The organism is Verrucosispora sp. WMMC514, assembly GCF_027497295.1.
Taxonomy (GTDB): Bacteria; Actinomycetota; Actinomycetes; order Mycobacteriales; family Micromonosporaceae; genus Micromonospora; species Micromonospora palythoicola.
Window position 1 is genome coordinate 1,300,041 of record NZ_CP114906.1, and the last position, 21,039, is coordinate 1,321,079.

The window sequence follows — 21,039 nt, forward strand, 5'->3', positions numbered from 1 at the left end:
GGCCGGTCAGTCGCGGGGGCCGCCGGCGACGTAGACGACCTGGCCGGACACGAACGACGCCCCCTCGCTGGCCAGGAACGAGATGGTGTGCGCCACGTCGTCGGGCCGGCCCACCCGGCGGACCGGGATCTCCGACTCGGCGTGCTTCTGCATCGCCTCGAAGTCCACCTTCATCCGGGCGGCGGTGGCCGCGGTCATGTCGGTGACGATGAAGCCGGGCGCGACCGCGTTGACGGTCACCCCGAACGGGCCCAGTTCGATGGCGAGGGTCTTGGTGAAGCCCTGCATCCCGGCCTTGGCGGCCGAGTAGTTGGCCTGGCCCCGGTTGCCCAACGCGGAGGTGCTGGACAGGTTGACGATGCGGCCCCAACGGGCCTCGACCATGTGCTTCTGCGCGGCCTGACTGAACAGGAACGCCCCGCGCAGGTGTACGCCCAGGACGGTGTCCCAGTCGGCGTCGGTCATCTTGAACAGCAGGTTGTCGCGGAGTACGCCGGCATTGTTGACGAGCACGGTCGGCGCGCCCAGCTCGGCGGCCACCCGTTGCACGGCGGCCTCCACCTGGGCCCGGTCCGCCACGTCCGCACCGACGCCGAGTGCCCGGCCGCCGGCCGCCGCGATCGCGTCCACGGTCTCCTTGGTCGCCGCCTCCTCGATGTCGACCACCGCGACGGCCAGCCCGTCGGCGGCCAACCGCCTGGCGGTGGCCGCGCCGATTCCCCGTGCCGCTCCGGTCACGATGGCGACCCGCTGCCCTTCCGACATGCCTACCTCCCGGTAACTTGGCTCGACGGCAGGAGCCTAACCCACGCCGGGGCGGCCTGACCCCCGCCGATCCCGACCTCCGGACCGGGCCCACCGGCCCGGAGGTCACCGACCACGGCGGGTCGGCCCGGTCTTCGGCTCAGTGCGACCAGGATCGACAGAGCCGGATCCAGCGGTAGCCGTGACCGGACAGTTGCAGCTTGTCCAGCTTGCCGACGTCGTCGTAGTTGCGGTCGGCGAGCACGTCGATGGGCAGGTCCGCCTCGGGCTGAAGCTGGCTGAGGTCCACCTCGGCGTCGGTGGTGCCGAGGTTGTGCAGGAAGACCATCGTCCCCGTCGGCCCGTCGGCGCGGTGCGCCAGCACTCCCGGAGGCATCGGCACGTCGATGTGGGTGGTCGAGCCGCAGCCGATCTCCGGGGCTTCCCGCAGCGTACGGATCATCCGCTCGAACCAGGCCAGCAGCGAGGTCCGGTCCCGGCGCTGGAGGGTGACATTCACCTTCTCGTACCCGAACTCGCCCTTGTCGATGACCGGGCGGACGAGCTTCTCCGGCTCCGCCGTGGAGAAACCGGCGTTGGGCTGGTTCGACCACTGCATCGGGGTACGGATGGCCTCCCGGCCGTCCAGCGACAGGTCCTCCCCCATGCCGATCTCCTCGCCGTAGCGCAGCACCGGCGTGCCGCGCAGCGAGAACTGCAGGGAGTACGCCAACTCGACGCGCCGACGGTCGTTGCCCAGCATCGGTGCCAACCGGCGGCGGATGCCCCGGTCGTAGATGCGCATGTGCTCCTCGGGACCGAACTGCTCGTACACCTCGTTGCGCTGCTCGGCGGTGAGCCGGGACAGGTCGATCTCGTCGTGGTTGCGCAGGAACGTCGCCCACTGCCCGCCCTGCGGCAGTGCCGGGGTGTCCCGCAACGCCTCGATCACCGGTTCCGGGTCCTGCCGGGCCAGGGCCAGCATCAGCCGCCCGTTGAGCATGAAGTCGAAGAGCATGTGCACCCGGTTCGCCGAGCCGCCACGGTCGCCGAAGAAGGCGGGCAGGTTGTCCGGCTCGACGTTCGCCTCGGCCAGCAGGACCGCGTCCCCGCGCCGCCACTGCACGTGCTGGCGCAGCTCGGTGAGGAACCCGAAGTCCAGTTCCGGGCTCGGGTCGCCGGGCTCGGTGCGCTCGATGATGAACGGCACCGCGTCCATCCGGAAGCCGGCGACGCCGAGCTGGATCCAGAACGACATGATCTTTTTGATCTCGGCGCGTACCGCCGGATTCATGGTGTTCAGGTCCGGCTGGAACTTGTAGAAGCGGTGGTAGTACCAGGCCTTCGCGGTCCGGTCGTAGGTCCAGGTCTCATGCTGTTCGCCGGGGAAGACCATGCCCTGGTGCCGGTCGGCCGGCTCCTGCTCGGACCAGACGTACCAGTCGCGGTACGGCGAGTCCGGCGAAGAGCGCGCGGACTGGAACCACGGGTGCTGGTCGGAGGTGTGGTTCACCACCAGGTCGATGATCACCCGGATGCCCCGGTTGTTGGCCTGGTGCAGCAACTCGGCGAAATCACCGAGGGTGCCGAACCGTGGGTCGACGTTGTAGAAGTCGGTCACGTCGTAGCCGTCGTCGTCGTTGGGCGACGGATGGATGGGGTGCAGCCATAGGCAGGTCACCCCGAGCCGGGCGAGGTAGTCGAGCCGGCCGATCAGACCCCGGATGTCTCCGACCCCGTCACCGTCGGAGTCCGCGTACGTGTCGATGTCGAGGCAGTACACGACCGCCTCCGAGTACCACCTGTCAGACATGCCCCCGTACCTTCTCCCGGTCGGGGCGTCGGCAAACCCGACTGGGTACGGTGCCGGCATGCGCAGCATCGATTGGTCCGGTGGCGAATGGCACGGCCGGCCGGTCCGGGTGGCCGAGGAACCGGACGGCACGCTGGCCGTCGAGCCGGGTCACGGCAGCGACCTGTGGCGGCACACCAGTTACGGCTTCGTGCACGACGACGCCCCCGCACTGCTCGCGCCGTTTCCCGTCGGTGCGGCCGTCGAGGTCGACTTCCGGCTGGCCTGGACCGGGCAGTTCGACCAGGCCGGCGTGCTGGTCCGGGTGGACGACCGGAACTGGGTGAAGGCGGGCGTGGAGGTCAGCGACGGCCAGCCCCAGGTGGGCGCGGTGGTGACCCGGGACGTCTCCGACTGGTCGGTGGCACCGGTGCCGGACTGGGCGGGCCGGGAGGTGAGCGTACGGGTCAGCCGCGCGGGTGACGCGCTCACCGTACGGGCCCGGGCCGCCGGTGAGTCGTGGCGACTGGTTCGGCTCGCTCCGCTGGCTCCCGACGCGGTGGCGGCGGCTGGGCCGTACTGCTGCTCGCCCAGTCGGGGCGGGCTCGTCGTGCGGTTCACCGGATGGCGCCTCGGCCCGGCCGACGAGGCGCTGCATCCGCAGGAGTGAGCCACAGCAGGCCCGGTGTGTGGGCGGCGTCGGCGGGTAAGAGCACTGTTTACCCCCGACCGCGAAAGGCATCATCATGGCGCTTGCCCAGGACGTCGACCCCACCCAGGTCGGCGGGCTGACCGGCTGGATCGCCGGGGTGATCGAGGCGAGCGGCGCGGTGGGGGTGGCCCTGCTGGTCGCCCTGGAGAGCATCATCCCGCCCATTCCGAGCGAGATCGTCCTGGCGATGGCCGGATACCTGGCCGGCGAGGGCGAGTTCAACGCGCTCGTGGTGACCGTGGCGGCGACCGCGGGCTCGGTACTCGGCGCGTTGTTCCTCTACTGGGTCGGCGCGGTCGTCGGCGAGGACCGCCTCAAACGGTGGCTCGACCGGTTACCCCTTGTCGATCTGGACGACCTGGAGAAGGCCGACCGGTGGTTCGAGCGGTACGGCCGCTGGGCGGTGTTCTTCGGCCGGATGGTGCCGGTGGTCCGCAGCCTGGTGTCGGTGCCGGCCGGGGCGAACCGGATGCCGCTCGTCGAGTTCGTCACGCTGACCACGCTGGGCAGCGGCATCTGGAACGGGATCTTCATCGGGCTCGGCTACGCCCTCGGCTCCCGCTGGCAGCAGATCGACCGCTACAGCTCCTGGTTCGACTACGGCATCCTCGCCCTGTTCGCCCTCATGCTAGCCACCTGGGTAACCAAGAAACTCCGCCGCCGCCACCACTCCTCCCCCACCCAAACCCCCTCCCCCTGACCGCCCCTGCACCCCCTACACCCCCTGCGCCAAGCCCAAGATCCGGGCAACTTCGGGGATGCTGCTGCCTCAGCCGGGCCTGAGACAGCAGCATCGGGGAAGTTGCCCGGATCTTGAGCGTGTCAGGGGAGGGTGCGGAGGTGGGGGGAGACGGTGCGGGCGAAGGTGTTGTTGTTGGTGATGTCCCAGTTGACGGACCAGGTCATGGCGCCGCGCAGGCCGGGGTAGGTGCGCGGCGGGCGGAAGCTGCCGCAGTTGGTGCCCCGGGTCAGGCAGTCCAGCGCGGCGTTGACCACGCTGGGCGCGACGATGCCGCCGCCGGCCGCGCCGGGACCGGCCGGCAGGCCGAGCCCGACCTGGTCGGGCCGCAGCCCCGCCTCCAACTGGATGCAGGCCAGCGCGACGATGAAGTTGACCGTCCCCTGGGCGTACGCGGCGTTGTTGTCGCAGCCGAGCATCGCCCCGGAGTTGTAGAACTGGGTGTTCACCACGGTCAGGATGTCCTTGATGTCCAACGCCAGCTTGAAGTAGCTGCCCGCCGGGTTCTGCATGTCGATCGTCTGCGGCGCCATCGCGATGATCAGCCCGCTGCCCACCTTCGCCCGTAGTGACCGCAGGGCCTGCGCCATGTACGTCGGGTTCAACCCGTTCTCCAGGTCGATGTCGACGCCGTCGAAGCCGTAGCGCTGGATCAGGGCGTACACGCTGTCGGCGAAGGCCACCGCGGACGCCGAACTGTCGACCACGACCCGGCCGGTCTCGCCACCCACCGAGATGATCACTTTCTTGCCCCGGCTCTGGAGGGTCCGCACGTCGGCCGAGAAGTCGGCGTCGGTGTAGTTGCCCAGCGCGGCGGACAGGCCGGGGTCGATGGCGAAGCCGACCGCGCCGGGCGTGCCGGTCGCGTCGGCGAAGGCGACCGCCACCAGGTCGTACTCGGTGGGCACGTCACGCAGCCGCAGCTCGTCCGCCGGGTTGACGAAGTTGTGCCAGTAGCCGGTGAGGATGTGCTTCGGCAGCCCGGTGACCGGCGGCGGACTGGTCGGCGGCGGGGTCGTCGGAGGAGGCGTGGTCGGCGGCGGGGTCGTGGGAGGCGGCGTGGTGGGTGGCGGCGTCGTCGGCGTCGTGCCACCCGTGCAGGCCGCGCCGTTGAGCCGGCAGTTCGCCGGCAAGCCGGAGCCGCTGCCGAGGAAGCCGAAGGAGACCGAGGCGCCGGGTGCGATGGTGCCGTTCCAGGAGCGGTTGGTGAAGGTGTACCGCTGGCCGCTGGAGGTCAGCAGCGCGTCCCAGTAGGTGCCGACCGTGGTGCCGGCGGGCAGGTCGAAGGAGAGACTCCAGCCGTTGACCGTGGCGCCGCCGCCGTTGGTGATCGTGTACTTCCCCTCCCAGCCCGAGCCCCAGTCGGACGTCTTGACGAAGCTCGCGCTGACTCCGGCGGCGTACGCGGCCGGCGTCAGCGACACCGCGCCGAGCGCGGCGGCCAGTGCGCCGACCACCGACAGCACCAGGGTTCTGGACCGTTTCATCTGCCCCTCCAGCCCGGACGAAAATCCATGGACGTCAACCTGGCGCCTATTATTAAGACTGTTAACTGTTTCTGTCCAGGGCCTCCCCCGTGCGACGGCGCGGCCCCCGTCCGCCAGCGGCGGCGCCGGGGGCCGTGCCGCACGCCTCAGCGCCGGAAGTGGAACCAGTTGACGTTCACGAAGTCGTTGGGCTGGCCACTGGTGAAGGTGAGGTAGACGGTGCGCCGTCCGGTCACCCCGGAGACGTTGCCGGGCACCGAACGCCAGCTCTGCCAGCCGCCGGTGTTGGCGATGGCGAAACTGCCGATGGGTGCGGCGGTCGGGCTGTCCACCCGCACCTCCACCAGGCCGCTGACGCCGGACGCCGCGCCGGAGGCGACCCGGGCCACGAAGTCGCGCGGCCCGCCGGAGCCGAACTCCACGTTGTCGAAGCGGACCCAGTCACCGTTGCGCAGCGCCCCGATGTTCTGTCCGCCCTCGGCACACGCCTCGACGATCACGCCGTTCTGGGCGTTGAAGGACTCGGCCTGGATGGTCGCGTACGCGTCCCGGGTGCCGCCCGGCGGCGGCGTGGTCGGCGGCGGAGTGGTGGGCGGCGGGTTGCTGCCACCACCCCGGCTGTAGACGGCGACGTAGTCCACGAGCATCGGCCGGCCGGGCACGGTGGCCGAGGTCGGCGTGGCGCTGCCGGCGACCCCGTTCGGGAAGGCCCCGCCCATCGCCACGTTCAGCAGCAGGAAGTAGCCGGCATGGCTGGTCATCTGCGACCAGTACGGCTCACCGATCCGGCTCTGGCTGACCGTGTGGTAGAGCTGCCCGTCGACGTACCAGCGCAGTTGCTGCGGGCTGACCGAGGCGTCCCACTCGAAGCGGTAGGTGTGGAACGCCGACTGGCAGGTGCTGCCGGGGCAGGCCCGGGAGGCGCCGATGCCGTTGAACTCGTCGCACGGACCGCCCGGTGCGACGCCGCAGTGCAGTACGCCCCAGACCGAGTTGAGGCCGTTGACGTTCTCCATCACGTCGAACTCGCCGATGCCCGGCCAGTTCTGGTAGTTGCCCCGGTAGGGCGAACCGAGCGCCCAGAACGCCGGCCAGTACCCCGACGCGGCGGCACCGGTGACGTTCGGCATCTGGATGCGGCCCTCGATGGCCAGCACTCCGCCGGCCGGGGCCTTGAAGTTGCTGCGGACGGTCTCGATGCGGGCCGAGGTCCAGCGACCGGCGCTGTCGCGCAGCGGGGTGATCCGCAGGTTGCCGGCACCGTCGTGGCTGACGTTCGCGGTGCTGTTCGTGTACGTCTGGATCTCGCCGGTGCCCCACTGCGGTGGACCACCCGGGTAGCTGGTGCCGGTGTCGATGATCCAGTTTCCGGAGGACGGGAGGGTGCCGGAAGCACCGGTGAAGTCGTCACTCCACACCAGGCTCCAGCCCGACGGGGGTGGCGGCACGGCCGCGTCCGCGGTCGTGCCGAGCCCGGCCAGGACGGTGGTAACGGCGGTGAGCAGGACCAACGCCAGCGGCAGCCGGCGTCGCACAGGCGGGGCGGCGGATGCCGCCGGGGCAGGTGTCATGGACGTGCCTCTCTGCGGGGACGGGTGAGAGAGCGCTCTCTCAGGAGTTGTACGTCGCCCTCGCGCAGTTGTCAATGTCGATCGATGTGACCGGTCCGGCCAGCGGACACACCACGGCACACCGGGCGGAGTTTCCCGGGGCCACCACAGGGGGTAATTGCCGGCCGACCCGGTGCGGACGGACCGCCCGGCAGAAGTGGACGGTGGTAGTGATGGTCACGCAGGCGGCACCGGCCCCGGGCTCTTCGGCCGAGGCAACCGATCTGCTCACCGTGGGTGTCGAGGAGGAGTTCCTGCTCGTCGACCCGGACACCGGGGTGGCAGTGCCCGCGGTCGAGGCGGTCCTCGATCAGGTCCCCGCCGAGCTGCGCGGACAGGTCGAGCGGGAGTTCCAGACCAGTCAGATCGAGATCGGCAGTCCGCCGGGGCTGGAACTCTCCTCGATCCGGCACTCCCTCGGCCTGCTCCGCGCCTCGCTGGCCGACGCCGCCGAGCGGGCCGGCGCCCGGTTGCTGGCGATCGGCACCGGGCCGATCGACGGTCCGGTGCCCGCCGTGGTCGACAAGCCCCGCTTCGACCGGATGCTCGCCCGGTTCCGGCTGCTGGTCCCCGGGCCGGGCAACAACGGCATGCACGTCCACGTCGGAGTGCCGGATCCCGACGCCGGCGTACAGGTGCTCAACCACGTACGGCCGTGGCTGCCGATCCTGCACGCGGTCACCGCCAACTCGCCGTTCTCCCGTGGCGCCGACACCGGCTACGCCAGCTGGCGCTCGATCGAGTGGGAACGCTGGCCCTCGGTCGCGCCGACGCCCTACCTGGTCAACCACGAGCACTACCAACGGCTGATCCGGCAGCTGATCAGCAGCGGCGTGATGCTCGACGAGGGGATGCTCTACTGGTACGCCCGGCTGTCCGCCAAGTACCCGACGGTGGAGTTGCGCATCGGTGACGTCTGCCCGACCGTCGACGACGCGGTCCTGGTCGCCGCGCTGGTCCGTGGGCTGGTGGCGACCGCGCTCGACGACATCGCGGCCGGGCGGCCACCGCTGCCGACCGACCATCACCTGCTGGTCGGCGCGCACTGGCGGGCCGCCCACGACGGGTTGGAGGGTGAGGCGGTCGACCTGTCCAGCGGTGAGCTACGGCCGGCCTGGGACCTGCTGCACCAGCTCGTCGGACGCCTCGGGCCGGCGCTGGAACGCCACGGCGACCTGGCCGAGGTGACCAGCCTGTTGGAGGGGCTGCGCCGGCACGGCAGCGGCGCCCAACGGCAGCGTTCGGTGTACGCCCGGACCGGACGGTTGGAGGATGTGGTGACGGACGTGGCACGCCAGACCCGGGGCGGGGACCCGGCCTGAGGAAGGAGGTGACGGTGTGACGGAACGGCTGATCGTCATCGGTGGGGATGCCGCCGGCATGTCGGCCGCCGCCCAGGCGCGCCGCCGCCGGGGCCCGGACGACCTGGAGATCGTCGTGTTCGAACGGGGGCACTTCACCTCGTACTCGGCCTGCGGAATCCCGTACTGGATCAGCGGCCTGGTGACCGACCGGGAGCAGCTGGTGGCCCGGTCGCCGAAGACGCACCGCGAGGACTACGCCATCGACGTGCGGATCCGGCACGAGGTGGTCGGGATCGACCTGGACCGCCGCGAGGTGGTCGCCCGCGACCTGGACGGCGGCGGCGACGTCCGCGAACCGTTCGACAACCTGATGTACGCCGCCGGGGCGGTGCCGAAGAAGCCGGCCTGGGCGCGCACCGACGCCGCCGGGGTGTTCGGGGTGCAGACCCTGGACGACGGCTCGGCGTTGCGCGGTTGGCTGGAGGCCGACCCGCGGCCCCGGCGGGCGGTGGTGGTCGGCGGCGGCTACATCGGTGTCGAGATGGCCGAGGCACTGGTCCGTCGTGGGCTGTCGGTCACCCTGGTCGAGCGCGACGAGCAGCCGATGTCGACCGTCGACCCCGACATGGCCCGGCTGGTCACCGAGGCGATGCGCGGGCTGGGCGTGGACATCCGCACCGGCGTACAGGTCACCGGCCTGACGGAGCACGACGGCCGGGTGAGCGAGGTGGTCACCGACGACGGGCCGATCCCGACCGACCTGGTGGTGCTCGGTCTCGGGGTACGCCCCAACACGGAGCTGGCCGTCGCCGCCGGCCTGCCGCTGGGACCGAGCGGCGGGATCCGGGTGGACCGCCAGATGCGGGTGTCCGAGGTGCCCGGCGTGTGGGCCGCCGGGGACTGCGTGGAGACCCTGCACAAGGTGAGCGGCATGCCGGTGCACGTACCGCTCGGCACCCACGCCAACAAGCAGGGCCGGGTCGCCGGGATCAACATCGGCGGCGGGTACGCCACCTTCGCGGGGGTGATCGGCACCGCCGTGACCAAGGTGTGCGACCTGGAGGTGGGGCGCACCGGGCTGCGGGAACGCGAGGCGCGGATGGCCGGGTTCGAGTTCGTCTCGGTGATCGCGGAGTCGACGAACCGCGCCGGCTACTACCCCGGCGCCCGGCAGATGACGGTGAAGCTGATCGCCGAGCGCCCGAGCGGGCGGCTGCTCGGCGCCCAGATCGTCGGCTGGTCCGAGGCGGCGAAGCGGATCGACACCCTGGCCGTGGCGCTGTGGAACAAGATGACGGTGGACGACATGACCGCCCTCGACCTCGGCTACGCCCCACCGTACGCCCCGGTCTGGGACCCGGTGCTGGTCGCCGCCCGCAAGGCCGTGGACGCGCTCGCCCGCTGACGGCGCCGAGGGTGGGGATTCTGTCGGTGCCGGGGGTTAGCGTGTGCGCGCCGCCCGGTCAGGGCCGACGCGAACCCCTCGGAGGAGCCCCATGTCGCAGGAGACGACCTACCTCGAACTGTCCGAAGTGGACGGTGCGGCGCACAAGTTCTACGAGGTGGCAGTCGACGACGCCACGATGACCGTGCGCTATGGGCGGATCGGCGACCAGGGCCAGGTCAAGACCACCGGCTACCCCGACAACGCCCGGGCGCGGGCCGCCGCGGCGAAGAAGATCGGCGAGAAGATCCGCAAGGGGTACGCCCCAGCCGTGCCCGGCGTACGCCAGAAGCGGGCCGTCTCCCGGCGACAGATCGTCAGCACCCGCTCCACCGCCCGCACCGCCCCGGTGCTCTGGCGGTACGACTCCGGCGCACCGGCCTTCGGCATCTTCGTCGACGGGCGCGCCTGCATGGTGGGCAACGAGCGGGGGGTGATCACCACCCTCGACCACGATGCCCGGGTGCTGGACCAGGTCCGCCTGCCCGACGGGGTCAAGTGCATCGTCGCCGACGACGCCTGGATCTACGCCGGCTGCGACGACGGCAACGTCTACGACCTCTCCGGCAAGATCCCCCGGGTGGCGTACGCGATCGTGCCCGACATCGACATCTACTGGCTCGACATCCACGACGGCGTGCTGGGAGTCTCCGACGCCGACGGCGGGATCGCCGCCATCGACCACGAGGACGAGTTCCTGTGGCGGCGGGCCGGGCGTGGCCGGTCGGCCTGGATGGTGCGTTGCGACGCCGACGCCGTCTACCACGGCGACTCGACCGGAGTGAGCGGCTACGACTGGCGCACCGGTCGCGAGCTGTGGCACACCCGCACCGGCTCGGTGCTCTTCGGCTGGCAGGAACGCGACGCCGTGTTCGCCGGCACCGCCACCCGCGAGGTGGTCCGGATCGGTAAGGACGGCGGGTCGGCGCGGCGCACCTACCGGGCCGACGCCCCGGTCTTCTCCTGCGCCACCGCCGCCGACGGCCGCTACGTCTTCGCCGGGGACAGCCAGTCCTCGATCTACTGTTTCGCCGCCGACGGCACCCGGCTGTGGAAGCTCGGCACCGGCTGCGGGTCGGCCTATTCCATGCAGTACCACGACCAGCGTCTCTACGTGGTGACCACCAGCGGCCACCTGGCCTGCATCGACGCCAGCGAGCCCGCCATCCGGGCGGCGGAGGCGGGCAGTGTGCCCGACGTGGTCGACGTCAAGGCGCCGGCCCGGCTGCCGGAGCCGGCGGCGGTGACCCAGGTCGAGGTGGTCGCCGACACCGGCGGCGGCGTGGTGGTGGAGTGCGTCGAGCAGGGTGGCCGGCTGCGGGTGCACGTGCTGTCCGGCGGCTACCACCGGGACTGGTCGGTGCAGTTCCCCAAGGGCATCCGCGAGCCGGGCGCGCGCTACCTGGTCACCGAGGTCCGCGAGTCCGGCCGGGGCGGTTTCTACCGGGCGTACGGCGACATCCGCCGGCTCCGCTGATCTCCGTTGTGGCGCCCGACCGGGCTCGGCCATCATGATTCGGTGAGCGGCGTGCTGCGCGTCCCCGACGGGTTGACCTGGCTGCACGGCATGCCGGGTGGGTCGGAATGGCTGGCCGGGTTGCCCGGCCGGCTGGCCACCTGCGCCCGGCGCTGGTCACTGCGGCTCGGGCCGCCCTTCGGGTACGCCTGCGCCTCCCTGGCGGTGCCGGCCGAGCTGCCGGACGGCACCCGCGCGGTGCTCAAGGTGCAGTTTCCCGACGCGGAGAGCGCGCACGAGGCGACGGCGCTGCGTCGCTGGGACGGTGCCGGGGCCGTCCGGCTGCTCGCCCACGATGCCGGCCTGCGGGCCCTGCTGCTGGAACGCTGCGACCCCGGCACACCGCTGCACGCGGTACCGCTCGACGAGGCGCTCGACGCCGTGGTGGCGCTGCTCCCCCGCCTCTGGGTACCGGCCGGTCAGCCGTTCCTGTCGTTGGCGGAGGCCGCCACCGGTTGGGCGGCCCGGCTGCCGGTCAAGTGGGAGCGGGCCGGGCGGCCGTTCGAGCGGCGGCTGGTCGACGCCGCGCTCGACCTGCTCGGCGGGCTCACCGGCAGCCAGGGTGCACAGGTCCTGGTCAACCAGGACCTGCACGCCGGCAACGTGCTGCGCGCCGAACGCGAGCCGTGGCTGGTGATCGACCCGAAGCCGCTGGTCGGCGAGCGCGAGTTCTCGGTGGTGGCGATGGTGCGCGGCACCGAGCTGGGTCACTCCCGGGTGGCCGTCCGTCGCCGGCTGGACCGGCTCAGCGCCGAGCTGGGGCTGGACCGGGACCGGGTACGCGGCTGGACGATCGGGCAGACGATGGCCTGGAGCATCGACGGCGACCGGGTCTTCACCGACCACGCCGACGTGGTCCGCTGGCTCCTCGACTGATCCACATCTCGGTCAGACCTTGGTCGAGCGCGGCCCCGTGAAGGGCCGTTCCGGACCAAGATTCACGCCGGTCGGGTCAGGACTGGCAGGTGGGGCACCAGTAGAGGTTGCGGGCGGTGATGGTGCCTCGGCTGATCGGGGTCCGGCAGACGTGACAGGGCTGGCCGGGGCGGCGGTAGACGTAGACCTCTCCCCCGTGCCGGTCGACGCGGGCCGGACGATCCATCGCCTCGGGCAGGTGGGCGGCGCGGACGGTGTCGATCCGGCCGGTGCCGACCGCGAGCGTCATCAGTTCCACCAGATCGGCCCAGAGCACCTCCCAGCCGGCCCGGGTCAGTTCCCGACCGGGCAGCCTCGGCGACAGACCGGCGCGGAACAGCGCCTCGGTCACGAAGATCAAACCGGTGCCGGCCACCACCGTCTGATCCAGCAGCAACGCCGCGAGCGGCGTCATGCTGCGCGAGATCCGGGCGTACGCCCGCTCCGGATCGGCGTCGGCGCGCAGCGGATCCGGTCCGAGTCGCGCCCGGAGCGCGGCCACCTCGGGCGGGCTGAGCAGTTCACAGGCGGTCGGCCCGCGCAGGTCGAGCCAGTGCCGGTCACTCGTCAGCCGGAGCCGGATCTGCCCGACCGGCTCCGGCGGCCCACCGGCACCGTCGGCGACCTTGCCGTAGAGGCCGAGGTGCACGTGCAGCGTCAGCTCATCGGCATAGTGGTGCAACAGGTGCTTGCCGTACGCCTCGGTGCCGTCCAGCACCGTGCCGGAGATCGTGGCGGCACCGTCGGCGAAGCGGCCCTGCGGGCTGGCGGCGTGCACCTTGTCCCCGGCGAACAGCTCGGCATGCCGGGCCGCCAGGCGATGAATCGTGTGTCCCTCTGGCACGGCGCCAAGCGTAGCCAGCGGTTGGCGCAGCAGTCTCCGGCCGGCCGGCGTCCGCCGCGCCCACCACCCGCATGGTCGCGACCCTCGACGGCGCTGTTGGCAGCGCGGGCCGGGCTGCCGGCTTCCGCACCTGCCACGCGGGTTGTCAGCGCCTGCCGCGTCGCACCTCGGCGACGAAGGCCGCCCAGGCGACGGGGGCGACGGTGAGCACCGGGCCGTGCGGATCCTTGCTGTCGCGGACGGCCACCACGCCGGGCAGATTGTCGGCCACCTCGACGCAGTCGCCGCCGCTGCCGCCACTGCGGCTGCTCTTGCGCCAGACGGCACCGGCAAGGTCAGGCATGATGCTCCTCGATGATCGTCTGGACGAGTTTCTCCGATTCTGCCGCATCCGGCGCGAGCGTCTCCAGGTCGGACCAGACGTGCTCGAAGGCGGTCACCTCCGCCGGCTTGTCGAGGTAGAGCGCGCCGGTGATGTTCTCCAGGTAGACGGTGGTCGGCTCGGTCGACGCCCGGCCGAGCGGGCGCGGGAAGTCCAGCAGGACGAACGTGCCGGTCTCGCTGGCCAGCGGCGGGCCGGCGGCCAGCGGCAGCACCCGCAGCGAGACGGTCGGCAGCGCGGCCACGTCGAGCAGGTGGCGCAACTGCTCGACCATCGCCCGCCGGTCGGGGATGGTGCGGCGCAGCACGGCCTCGCTCAGCACCACCTTCAGCGTGGGCGCGCTGGGCAGCCGGCGGACCAGGATGTGCTGACGCTGGAGGCGTACCGCGACCAGTTTCTCCCGCTCGTCAACTGTCATTGTCGGGTTCTTGCGGCGAAAGAGTTCGGTGGCGTATTCCCGGGTCTGGAGCAATCCGGGGATCAGCTCCGAGTCGTACCGTCGAATCAGCGCTGCTGACGATTCCAGGCCGACGTAGAGCGAGAACCACGGCGGCACCACGTCACCGTAGGAGTGCCACCAACCCCTGGCACGAGTTTCCTTCGCGAGACCGGCGACGATCGCCCTCATCTCGTCGGCGACGCGATAGAGATCGCACATGGCCCGGGCGTCGACCACGCGTACCGGCACCAGCCCCTTCTCGATGCGCCATATCTTCTGCCGCGAACAGTCAAGCGCCTGCGCCGCCGCGTCGAGCGTGACGGCGGCGTCCTCGCGGAGCTGGGTGAGCAGCCGCCCGAGCTGACGTCGCGGCACCGTGGAACCGACTGTTTCATCCGTCATGCAACATCACCGCTCTCCTGGTGCAACATCCGCCGTTCCCTGCCACGACTAATTCGCTCGCATTCATCGCGCACCAATTTCAAGTCAGGCTATTGGCGAAGCGACGCATTGCGCAAGGTACGCGACCGAATGCATCCTGGGACAGAATTTCCCCGGACCGGAAATGGCCGGCAATGGCGTCCCCGAGAGGATTCCCATGACCACGCACGGGCCAGTACTGCCCACCTGGAGCTGCGCCGGATGCGGCCGACCCTGGCCGTGCGCCCGACGCCGCATCGAGCTGCGCGCCGAGTACGACCGGGCGCCCGTGTCCCTGGCGCTCTACATGGGTTCCTGCCTCGTCTCCGCCAGCCACGACCTGAGCTGGTCGACCGCCGGCACACTGCACCGCCGGTTCCTCGGCTGGCTGCGGTGAGCCCACTCCACGCCGGTGACCTGCTGCGTCTGACCCGGTCCGCCAGCGTGCAGTTTCACCGTCCGATCCTGTTCCGGGTGATCCGCGAGCTGGGCTGGACCACCTACGACGGATGGTTCTGGCTGGACGGGTACCAGCTCGACGAACGAGGTCAGGCCGTCGCCCGCCGCGAGGTGTTCCTTCGCCGGGCCGGCGTCACCCTGCTCCGCCCCGCACCCCGGCGGGTCGCTCCCCGCCCCGGCGCAACCCTCGACTCCCCCGCCGCTCGGCAGGCCCGGCAGAGGACCGCTACTCGACGGTAGGGACTGTCCTCGGGATTCTGGTTCAATTGCCGGTCGGGCCGTCGGCACGGGCGGGCGGCACGTCGACTCGATGGGGCGGTGAGTCGTGACGGATCGGATGCGCCGCGCGGTGGTGATCGGCAACAGCGACGGGATCGGACTGGCGTTCACCCGCCGACTGCTCGCCGACGGCTGGCTGGTCACCGGGCTGTCCCGGCGCGACAACCCGATAATCGTCCCCACGTACGCCCACCACACCGTCGACGTCACCGCACCCGACTATCCCGAGGTGCTGGGCAAGGCGATCGACGAACTCGGCGGGGTGGACCTGTGCGTCTACGCCGCCGGCATCGGCGAACCCGTCGACCCGGCCGACCTGGACGCGCAGACACGCACCTTCGAGGTCAACCTGATGGGCGCGGTACGCACCGCCGCCGTGGTGGTGCCGACGATGCTCGCCGCCGGCGACGGGCACCTGATCGGGATCTCCAGCCTGGCCGACCGGCTGGTCTCCGGCGAGGCACCCGGCTACGCCGGTTCGAAGGCGGGACTGTCGTCGTACCTGATGGGTCTCTCGGCGGCCCTGCGTCGGCACGGCGTGCACGTGACCACCGTGCGGTTCGGCTTCGTCGACACCAAGCTGGCCAAGGGCACGTTCCGACCGCTGATGCTCCCGGTCGACCGGGCCGTGGAAGTCCTCGCGCACTGCGTCCGCAACCGCCCGGTCCGCGTCTCCCGCCCCCGCCGCCTCGCCCTGCTCACCGCAGCCCTGGCCCCCCTCACCCGCCCCCACTGACCCACCCACAAACCCACCCCAACCCCCACCCCGCGCCGCCCGCGCCGCCCGCGCCGCCCGCGCCGCCCGCGCCGCCCGCGCCGCCCGCGCCGCCCGCGCCGCCCGCGCCGGCGATCATGCAGTTATGGCCGTCCATTTGTCGGAATTGACAGCCTTCCGTGCGACCACAACTGCATGATCGGTGCGGTGGTGGGGCAGGGCGGCGGGGTGGGGGTGTCGGCGGGGTGGGGGGTGGGTAACTCCGAGATGTTGTGGCGTGGCTGGCGAATACGGGGCTGATGCCGCCGTCCACGCATCGATCAGGAGGTGAAGATCATGAAGTTTCCTTCGCTGTTGCGCCGGGACGAATCGGCGGCACCGACGGACGACGACCGGGGCCGGACCGGGACGGTCGCCACCGACACCCGCACCGACGCGGGCGGCACCGACGGCAGCACCGAGCAGCGCCGAACGCCGACCGGCAACACCGTCGTCACCGGGCGGGCTGCCACCGACCGGAGCGCCGGCCCGGACACCGACCGGGCGACTCCCCAGCCCGACGCGGAGCGGGCCGCCGAGGCCCGGGCCGCCACCGCCCGCTCCACCGTGCACGGTGGCCGCAGCGGCCGCGCCGCCACCGAGACCACCGACCGCGACGGGACCGTGGACGGCCACCGCACCACGAGCCTCGACCGCGCTGTCGACGGCCACCGCACCGCCGAGGGCGACCGGATCGCCGACGAGGACCGGCGCGCCGACCGTGACCGGACCACCGACACCGTCGAGCGGGACGGCACCGTGGATGACCGGACGCCCGCCGGTGAGACCGATCGGGACGTACCGCCGGCACCCGTCGGCCCGCGACCCCGGGCCAGCCTGCTGGCCACGCTCGGCCTGATCGTCGGCGTCGGCAGCGTCCTGTTCGTGCTCACCGGCGCCCTCGCCGGTTACGGCATCGCGCTGGGCGCGGTCGGGGCGGTGCTCGCCGTACTCGGACTGATGGCCACCCGCCGGCGGCACATCGCCGGCAAGTCCGACGCACTGCTGGGCATCGCCTTCGGGCTCGGAGCGGTGGTGCTGGGCGTGCTCGCGATGACCGGTCAGTACGACTGGCCGACCACCGACGGGGACACCGTGGTCCGCTTCCGCGAGTGGCTTGATTCACAGTTTGTGGACCGCCTCTAACGGGCACTTTTCGCCCCGCCGGTGGTTCACCGGTGCCGGACGGTGCGAAACCGACCGTAGCCCGATCAGATCTGGTGGTTCACCAGCCGGGCGCACACGCTCGTCAGGGGCGGCGATTCGCCGCCCCTGACGTATGCCCGGGGAGGCTCGGGCCCTGACGTGGGTCGCCCGGCGAGTCGGGCCACGACCCATACGCAATGAATCTGCACCACTCGGGTGCCAAACGCAATGATCTGCCGCTGAATGCAAGGGTTCGCGGTGGATCCTGCTGGTCTTGCCCGCATACCGTTGAGCCACGGCGCCAGCCCGTGGGCCGACGGTGGCCGGGCGCGCCCGAGGCTTGGAGCAGGACAGATGACGATGGACGCCACCCGCCAACGGTTTCTGATGTGTCGGCCGACGTACTTCGCCGTCGACTACACGATCAACCCGTGGATGGATCCGACCGCCCCGGTCGACGTCGACCTCGCCGTACGGCAGTGGGAGCGGCTGCGGCAGGTCTACCTCGACCTGGGCCACACCGTCGAGGAGATCGCACCGGTACCGGGGCTGCCCGACATGGTCTTCGCCGCCAACGGCGGCACCGTGATCGACGGCAAGGCGATGGCGGTGCAGTTCCGCGACCCGCAGCGCGCCGACGAGGCCCCCGCGTACCGCGCCTGGTTCGAGGCCGCCGGCTTCGAGATGTACGACCCGAAGCACGTCAACGAGGGCGAGGGCGACGTCCTGCTGGCCGGCGACCACCTGCTCGCCGGCACCGGTTTCCGCACCGCGCACGCCTCGCACGCCCAGCTCCAGGAGGTCTTCGGATACCCGGTGATCACCATGCAGCTGGTCGATCCCCGCTTCTACCACCTGGACACCGCGCTGACCGTGCTCGACGAACGGACCGTGGCGTACCTGCCCGAGGCGTTCTCGCCGGGCAGCCAGGCCGTGCTCCGCCGGCTCTTCCCGGACGCGGTGCACGCCACCATGGCCGACGCGGAGGTGCTCGGCCTCAACGCGGTCAGCGACGGCCGGCACGTGGTGCTGCCCGAGCAGGCCACCGACCTGGCCGCCAAGCTGCGCGACCGGGGCTACCAGACGATCGGCGTCGACCTGTCCGAGCTGCGTCGGGCCGGCGGTGGCCCGAAGTGCTGCACGTTGCGACTCCGTCAGGGAAAGGCAGACCGATGATCGAGGACATGCTGCGGACCCCCGCCGCGGTGCAGGACTCGGAGCGGCACACCGCGCACAACTACCACCCGCTGCCGGTGGTGATCACCTCGGCCGAGGGTGCCTGGGTGACCGACGTGGACGGCAACCGCTACCTGGACTGCCTGGCCGGCTACTCGGCGCTGAACTTCGGTCACCGGCATCCGACGCTGGTCGCCGCCGCACACGCCCAGCTCGACAGGCTCACGCTGACCAGCCGGGCGTTCATCCACGACCAGTTCGCCGACTTCTGCCGGGAACTGGCGGCGCTGTGCGGCAAGGATCTGGTGCTGCCGATGAACACCGGGGCCGAGGCCGTGGAGACCGGCATCAAGGTGGCCCGCAAGTGGGGCTACCAGGTCAAGGGGGTACCGGCCGGCCAGGCGAACATCGTGGTCGCGGAGGGCAACTTCCACGGGCGGACGACCACGATCGTCAGCTTCTCCACCGACTCCGACGCCCGGGCCGACTTCGGGCCGTACACGCCGGGCTTCCGGATCGTGCCCTACGGCGACCTGGCCGCGCTGACCGAGGCGATCGACGAGCACACCGTCGCCGTGCTGCTGGAGCCGATCCAGGGCGAGCAGGGCGTGGTGGTGCCGCCCGAGGGCTACCTGCCCGGCGTACGGCGGCTGTGCACCGAGCGCGATGTGCTGTTCATCGCCGACGAGATCCAGTCCGGCCTGGGCCGTACCGGCGCCACGTTCGCCTGCGAGCAGGAGGGCGTCGTGCCGGACATGTACCTGCTGGGCAAGGCGCTCGGCGGAGGCATCGTGCCGGTCTCCGCGGTGGCCGCCGACGCGGACGTGCTCGGCGTACTCAAGCCCGGCCAGCACGGTTCCACCTTCGGCGGTAACCCCCTCGCCTGCGCCGTGGCGACCGAGGTGGTCCGGCTGCTGGCGACCGGCGAGTTCCAGCGCCGCTCCGCCGCACTCGGCGAGCGGCTGCACGCCGGGCTGCGCGGCCTGATCGGCAAGGGTCTGGTCGCGGTACGCGGCCGAGGTCTGTGGGCTGGCCTGGACATCGACCCGGCGCTGATGAGCGGCCGACAGGCCTGCGAACGGCTGATGGAGCGTGGGGTGCTGGCCAAGGACACGCACGGCTCGACCATCCGGCTCGCGCCGCCGCTGGTGATCACCGAGGAGGAGATCGACCACGCGGTGGCGCAGCTGACCGCCGTACTGGCCGACTGAGCTGTCGTACCGCCGGTGGCGCCGGGCCGACGGTCCCGGCGCCACCGGCGTCAGCGCGGCAGGCGCATCGCCATGGTCGGTGCCTCGGACATCACCGAGTCCGGGTTGTACGGCGCTCCCGCCGGGAACTCGTCCGGCCGGCCGACCTGTACCCCGGGATACAGCTCCACCATGTCACCGGCGCCGAGCACCCGGGACTGCTGGGGGGCCAGTGCCAGCCGGTCCGTCTCCGCCAGGGAGCCACCCGGCCGTACGCCCGAACCGTTGGTGCTGACGTCGGTCGCCACGACGTCCGCACCGCGCAGCTCCAGCCGCAGGTGGTTGCGGCTGATCCAGCGTCGCGCCTCGTCGTTGAGCCACTGGCCGAGCATGATGCCGCCGGAACCCTCCGGCGCCCGGCCGATCATCACCGGCTGGTCCTCGGTGAGCACGAAACGACGACGGATCAGGCCACCGACGCGTACCGCGAGAACCTCACTGCGCGGCCGGGGCCCGGCATCCCGCAGCCGCGAACCGTGCCGGGGGCAGGTGGGCACGCCGTTGCGCAGCGACGGCGGCGGCTGCCCGGTCGGCGCGCGGTCGATCCGGGCCAGGTCGGCGAAGGCTCCGCCGCCACCGGCACCGCCGAACAGCGTGCAGCCGGACTCGGGGCACCGCCACTCACGGGAGAGCAGCTTGGCACCGGCCGGTGAGGGCGGGCCGGCGACCGGGGTGTGACCGCCGCCGACGTGGGCGATGAAGACCGGGCCGCCGGCACCCGGCACCGGGGCGAGGACCCGGCCGGGCTGCTCCACCAGCCAGGGAAACCGCCCGCGTAGGCCGTCGAAGCGGACCCGGCTGAGCACCGGCAGGCCGAGCAGGTCGGCCACCTCCAGCATCCGGTCACCGGGGTTGTCGAGCACCTCCACCAGGCCGTCGTCGGCCCACCGACGCACCACCATCCGCTCGTTGGAGGTGAGGTCGGCGTCGGAGAGCATCCCGCGGTGCACGACCGCGTAGACCGGAACGCTGTCCTCCTCCAGGCTGCGCGCCAGCGCATCGATGACCATGCCGAGGCGCAGCGAACTCGCCGGCCGCCCACCGTCGAGATCCTGGTAGCGGATGATCTCCGCCAGGTCGAGCACCGCGCGGGCCAGTTGCGGGTCGGTGCAGACCCGACCCTCGATGGCGTCCAGCACCTTGCTGATCTCGAACCTCATCAGGCACTCTCCACGATCTCGTCGATCCGCCGGGCCAGTCGGATGTCACGCATGGTGACCCCGCCGGCCGAGTGGGTCACGCAGCGGAAGGTCACCGTGCGCCACCGGATGTCGATGTCGGGGTGGTGGTCCAGTTCCTCTGCCGTGGCGGCGACCCGGTCGACCACTGCGATGGCGTCCAGGAAGCTGACCAGCTCCACGGTTCGGGTGATCCCGGCGGGGTCTCCCGACCAGCCCGCCAGCCCACCCAGCTCGTCTCGCACCGCCTCGGCGGTGAGCACCTCTGCCATGGCCAGACCCTACCGGTGCCGACCGGCACCACCGCCACCCGCGACCCACCCACCCGATCACTCATCGGAGGCGGCAACATCAGGGAAGTAGTTCCATCCTGTTTGGGCTGGTCGGGGGGTCTTGACTGTGGGGTTGGTGGTGGTGGGTGGGCTGGTTGCGGGGTAGGTGATCTTTTG

21 protein-coding genes are annotated in these 21,039 nt (G+C 71.5%); 12 read left to right on the forward strand and 9 right to left on the reverse strand.

Annotation, left to right across the window (positions count from 1 at the left end):
* Positions 1-6: 6 nt before the first annotated feature.
* Together fabG and O7597_RS05890 are read right to left on the reverse strand one after the other, a co-directional pair.
* Positions 7-765, reverse strand: coding sequence for a 3-oxoacyl-ACP reductase FabG (gene fabG / locus O7597_RS05885; RefSeq protein ID WP_269738090.1), 759 nt, complete (start codon positions 763-765; stop codon positions 7-9).
* A 139-nt stretch (positions 766-904) separates the two neighbouring features.
* The gene (locus O7597_RS05890) at positions 905-2,557 is read right to left on the reverse strand and encodes an alpha-amylase family protein (RefSeq protein ID WP_281582196.1); all 1,653 of its coding nucleotides are present in this window, start codon (positions 2,555-2,557) and stop codon (positions 905-907) included.
* Between the two features lie 58 nt (positions 2,558-2,615).
* Here O7597_RS05890 and O7597_RS05895 point away from each other — a divergent pair, with 58 nt between their 5' ends.
* Both O7597_RS05895 and O7597_RS05900 read left to right on the forward strand, forming a co-directional pair.
* Positions 2,616-3,206, forward strand: a complete 591-nt coding sequence (locus tag O7597_RS05895) for a DUF1349 domain-containing protein (RefSeq protein ID WP_281582197.1) — start codon at positions 2,616-2,618, stop codon at positions 3,204-3,206.
* A 76-nt stretch (positions 3,207-3,282) separates the two neighbouring features.
* Positions 3,283-3,948 carry a DedA family protein gene (locus O7597_RS05900; RefSeq protein ID WP_281582198.1) on the forward strand — a complete coding sequence of 222 codons (666 nt, stop codon included), beginning with the start codon at positions 3,283-3,285 and terminating at the stop codon, positions 3,946-3,948.
* A gap of 122 nt (positions 3,949-4,070) precedes the next feature.
* On the opposite strand, the gene O7597_RS05905 is transcribed toward O7597_RS05900, so the two are convergent.
* Both O7597_RS05905 and O7597_RS05910 read right to left on the reverse strand, forming a co-directional pair.
* Positions 4,071-5,474, reverse strand: coding sequence for a cellulose binding domain-containing protein (locus tag O7597_RS05905; RefSeq protein WP_281582199.1), 1,404 nt, complete (start codon positions 5,472-5,474; stop codon positions 4,071-4,073).
* A gap of 146 nt (positions 5,475-5,620) precedes the next feature.
* Complete coding sequence (locus tag O7597_RS05910; RefSeq protein ID WP_281582200.1) at positions 5,621-7,045, reverse strand: carbohydrate-binding protein; 1,425 nt, start codon at positions 7,043-7,045, stop codon at positions 5,621-5,623.
* A 212-nt stretch (positions 7,046-7,257) separates the two neighbouring features.
* On the opposite strand from O7597_RS05910, the gene O7597_RS05915 reads away from it, so the two are divergent.
* The 4 genes from O7597_RS05915 to O7597_RS05930 all read left to right on the forward strand — a co-directional run bounded on the left by O7597_RS05915 (position 7,258) and on the right by O7597_RS05930 (position 12,224).
* Positions 7,258-8,406 carry a glutamate--cysteine ligase gene (locus O7597_RS05915; protein ID WP_269738095.1) on the forward strand — a complete coding sequence of 383 codons (1,149 nt, stop codon included), beginning with the start codon at positions 7,258-7,260 and terminating at the stop codon, positions 8,404-8,406.
* Between the two features lie 16 nt (positions 8,407-8,422).
* The gene (locus O7597_RS05920; protein ID WP_269738096.1) at positions 8,423-9,793 is read left to right on the forward strand and encodes an FAD-dependent oxidoreductase; all 1,371 of its coding nucleotides are present in this window, start codon (positions 8,423-8,425) and stop codon (positions 9,791-9,793) included.
* A gap of 91 nt (positions 9,794-9,884) precedes the next feature.
* Positions 9,885-11,309, forward strand: coding sequence for a WGR domain-containing protein (locus O7597_RS05925; RefSeq protein ID WP_281582201.1), 1,425 nt, complete (start codon positions 9,885-9,887; stop codon positions 11,307-11,309).
* Between the two features lie 42 nt (positions 11,310-11,351).
* Positions 11,352-12,224 carry an aminoglycoside phosphotransferase family protein gene (locus O7597_RS05930; protein ID WP_281582202.1) on the forward strand — a complete coding sequence of 291 codons (873 nt, stop codon included), beginning with the start codon at positions 11,352-11,354 and terminating at the stop codon, positions 12,222-12,224.
* Positions 12,225-12,300: 76 nt separating this feature from the next.
* Here the strand turns inward: O7597_RS05930 and O7597_RS05935 are convergent, their stop codons facing one another.
* From O7597_RS05935 to O7597_RS05945, 3 genes are all read right to left on the reverse strand, one after another.
* Complete coding sequence (locus tag O7597_RS05935; RefSeq protein ID WP_281582203.1) at positions 12,301-13,107, reverse strand: DNA-formamidopyrimidine glycosylase family protein; 807 nt, start codon at positions 13,105-13,107, stop codon at positions 12,301-12,303.
* A gap of 145 nt (positions 13,108-13,252) precedes the next feature.
* Complete coding sequence (locus O7597_RS05940; protein ID WP_281582204.1) at positions 13,253-13,450, reverse strand: DUF397 domain-containing protein; 198 nt, start codon at positions 13,448-13,450, stop codon at positions 13,253-13,255.
* Positions 13,443-14,330, reverse strand: a complete 888-nt coding sequence (locus O7597_RS05945; protein ID WP_269738107.1) for a helix-turn-helix transcriptional regulator — start codon at positions 14,328-14,330, stop codon at positions 13,443-13,445. Before O7597_RS05945 ends, O7597_RS05940 begins: the two co-directional genes overlap by 8 nt.
* A 196-nt stretch (positions 14,331-14,526) precedes the next feature.
* Between O7597_RS05945 and O7597_RS05950 the strand changes: the two genes are divergently transcribed.
* From O7597_RS05950 to rocD, 6 genes are all read left to right on the forward strand, one after another.
* Positions 14,527-14,745: a hypothetical protein gene (locus O7597_RS05950; RefSeq protein WP_269738108.1), complete on the forward strand. Its 219-nt coding sequence runs from the start codon at positions 14,527-14,529 to the stop codon at positions 14,743-14,745.
* Positions 14,742-15,047: a hypothetical protein gene (locus O7597_RS05955; protein WP_269738109.1), complete on the forward strand. Its 306-nt coding sequence runs from the start codon at positions 14,742-14,744 to the stop codon at positions 15,045-15,047. Before O7597_RS05950 ends, O7597_RS05955 begins: the two co-directional genes overlap by 4 nt.
* 85 nt (positions 15,048-15,132) lie before the next feature.
* Positions 15,133-15,822, forward strand: coding sequence for an SDR family NAD(P)-dependent oxidoreductase (locus O7597_RS05960; protein WP_269738110.1), 690 nt, complete (start codon positions 15,133-15,135; stop codon positions 15,820-15,822).
* A 315-nt stretch (positions 15,823-16,137) separates the two neighbouring features.
* Positions 16,138-16,986 carry a DUF308 domain-containing protein gene (locus O7597_RS05965; RefSeq protein ID WP_281582205.1) on the forward strand — a complete coding sequence of 283 codons (849 nt, stop codon included), beginning with the start codon at positions 16,138-16,140 and terminating at the stop codon, positions 16,984-16,986.
* Positions 16,987-17,346: 360 nt separating this feature from the next.
* Positions 17,347-18,162, forward strand: coding sequence for a dimethylargininase (ddaH, locus tag O7597_RS05970; protein WP_281583192.1), 816 nt, complete (start codon positions 17,347-17,349; stop codon positions 18,160-18,162).
* Positions 18,159-19,373 carry an ornithine--oxo-acid transaminase gene (gene rocD, locus O7597_RS05975; RefSeq protein WP_281582206.1) on the forward strand — a complete coding sequence of 405 codons (1,215 nt, stop codon included), beginning with the start codon at positions 18,159-18,161 and terminating at the stop codon, positions 19,371-19,373. The genes ddaH and rocD overlap by 4 nt, the downstream gene beginning before the upstream one ends.
* A 50-nt stretch (positions 19,374-19,423) precedes the next feature.
* On the opposite strand, the gene O7597_RS05980 is transcribed toward rocD, so the two are convergent.
* On the reverse strand, positions 19,424-20,572 hold the full coding sequence (locus tag O7597_RS05980) for an FHA domain-containing protein (RefSeq protein WP_281582207.1): 1,149 nt from the start codon (positions 20,570-20,572) through the stop codon (positions 19,424-19,426).
* Positions 20,572-20,862 carry a 4a-hydroxytetrahydrobiopterin dehydratase gene (locus tag O7597_RS05985; protein WP_281582208.1) on the reverse strand — a complete coding sequence of 97 codons (291 nt, stop codon included), beginning with the start codon at positions 20,860-20,862 and terminating at the stop codon, positions 20,572-20,574. The genes O7597_RS05980 and O7597_RS05985 overlap by 1 nt, the downstream gene beginning before the upstream one ends.
* Positions 20,863-21,039 lie beyond the last annotated feature (177 nt).

What these genes read in the sequence shown, in the direction of transcription:
- fabG (WP_269738090.1), bottom strand. Translation starts at nt 765, where the DNA reads ATGTCGGAAGGGCAGCGGGTCGCCATCGTGACCGGAGCGGCACGGGGA.
- O7597_RS05890 (WP_281582196.1), bottom strand. Translation starts at nt 2,557, where the DNA reads ATGTCTGACAGGTGGTACTCGGAGGCGGTCGTGTACTGCCTCGACATC.
- O7597_RS05895 (WP_281582197.1), top strand. Translation starts at nt 2,616, where the DNA reads ATGCGCAGCATCGATTGGTCCGGTGGCGAATGGCACGGCCGGCCGGTC.
- O7597_RS05900 (WP_281582198.1), top strand. Translation starts at nt 3,283, where the DNA reads ATGGCGCTTGCCCAGGACGTCGACCCCACCCAGGTCGGCGGGCTGACC.
- O7597_RS05905 (WP_281582199.1), bottom strand. Translation starts at nt 5,474, where the DNA reads ATGAAACGGTCCAGAACCCTGGTGCTGTCGGTGGTCGGCGCACTGGCC.
- O7597_RS05910 (WP_281582200.1), bottom strand. Translation starts at nt 7,045, where the DNA reads ATGACACCTGCCCCGGCGGCATCCGCCGCCCCGCCTGTGCGACGCCGG.
- O7597_RS05915 (WP_269738095.1), top strand. Translation starts at nt 7,258, where the DNA reads ATGGTCACGCAGGCGGCACCGGCCCCGGGCTCTTCGGCCGAGGCAACC.
- O7597_RS05925 (WP_281582201.1), top strand. Translation starts at nt 9,885, where the DNA reads ATGTCGCAGGAGACGACCTACCTCGAACTGTCCGAAGTGGACGGTGCG.
- O7597_RS05940 (WP_281582204.1), bottom strand. Translation starts at nt 13,450, where the DNA reads ATGCCTGACCTTGCCGGTGCCGTCTGGCGCAAGAGCAGCCGCAGTGGC.
- O7597_RS05945 (WP_269738107.1), bottom strand. Translation starts at nt 14,330, where the DNA reads ATGACGGATGAAACAGTCGGTTCCACGGTGCCGCGACGTCAGCTCGGG.
- O7597_RS05950 (WP_269738108.1), top strand. Translation starts at nt 14,527, where the DNA reads ATGACCACGCACGGGCCAGTACTGCCCACCTGGAGCTGCGCCGGATGC.
- O7597_RS05965 (WP_281582205.1), top strand. Translation starts at nt 16,138, where the DNA reads ATGAAGTTTCCTTCGCTGTTGCGCCGGGACGAATCGGCGGCACCGACG.
- ddaH (WP_281583192.1), top strand. Translation starts at nt 17,347, where the DNA reads ATGGACGCCACCCGCCAACGGTTTCTGATGTGTCGGCCGACGTACTTC.
- rocD (WP_281582206.1), top strand. Translation starts at nt 18,159, where the DNA reads ATGATCGAGGACATGCTGCGGACCCCCGCCGCGGTGCAGGACTCGGAG.
- O7597_RS05980 (WP_281582207.1), bottom strand. Translation starts at nt 20,572, where the DNA reads ATGAGGTTCGAGATCAGCAAGGTGCTGGACGCCATCGAGGGTCGGGTC.
- O7597_RS05985 (WP_281582208.1), bottom strand. Translation starts at nt 20,862, where the DNA reads ATGGCAGAGGTGCTCACCGCCGAGGCGGTGCGAGACGAGCTGGGTGGG.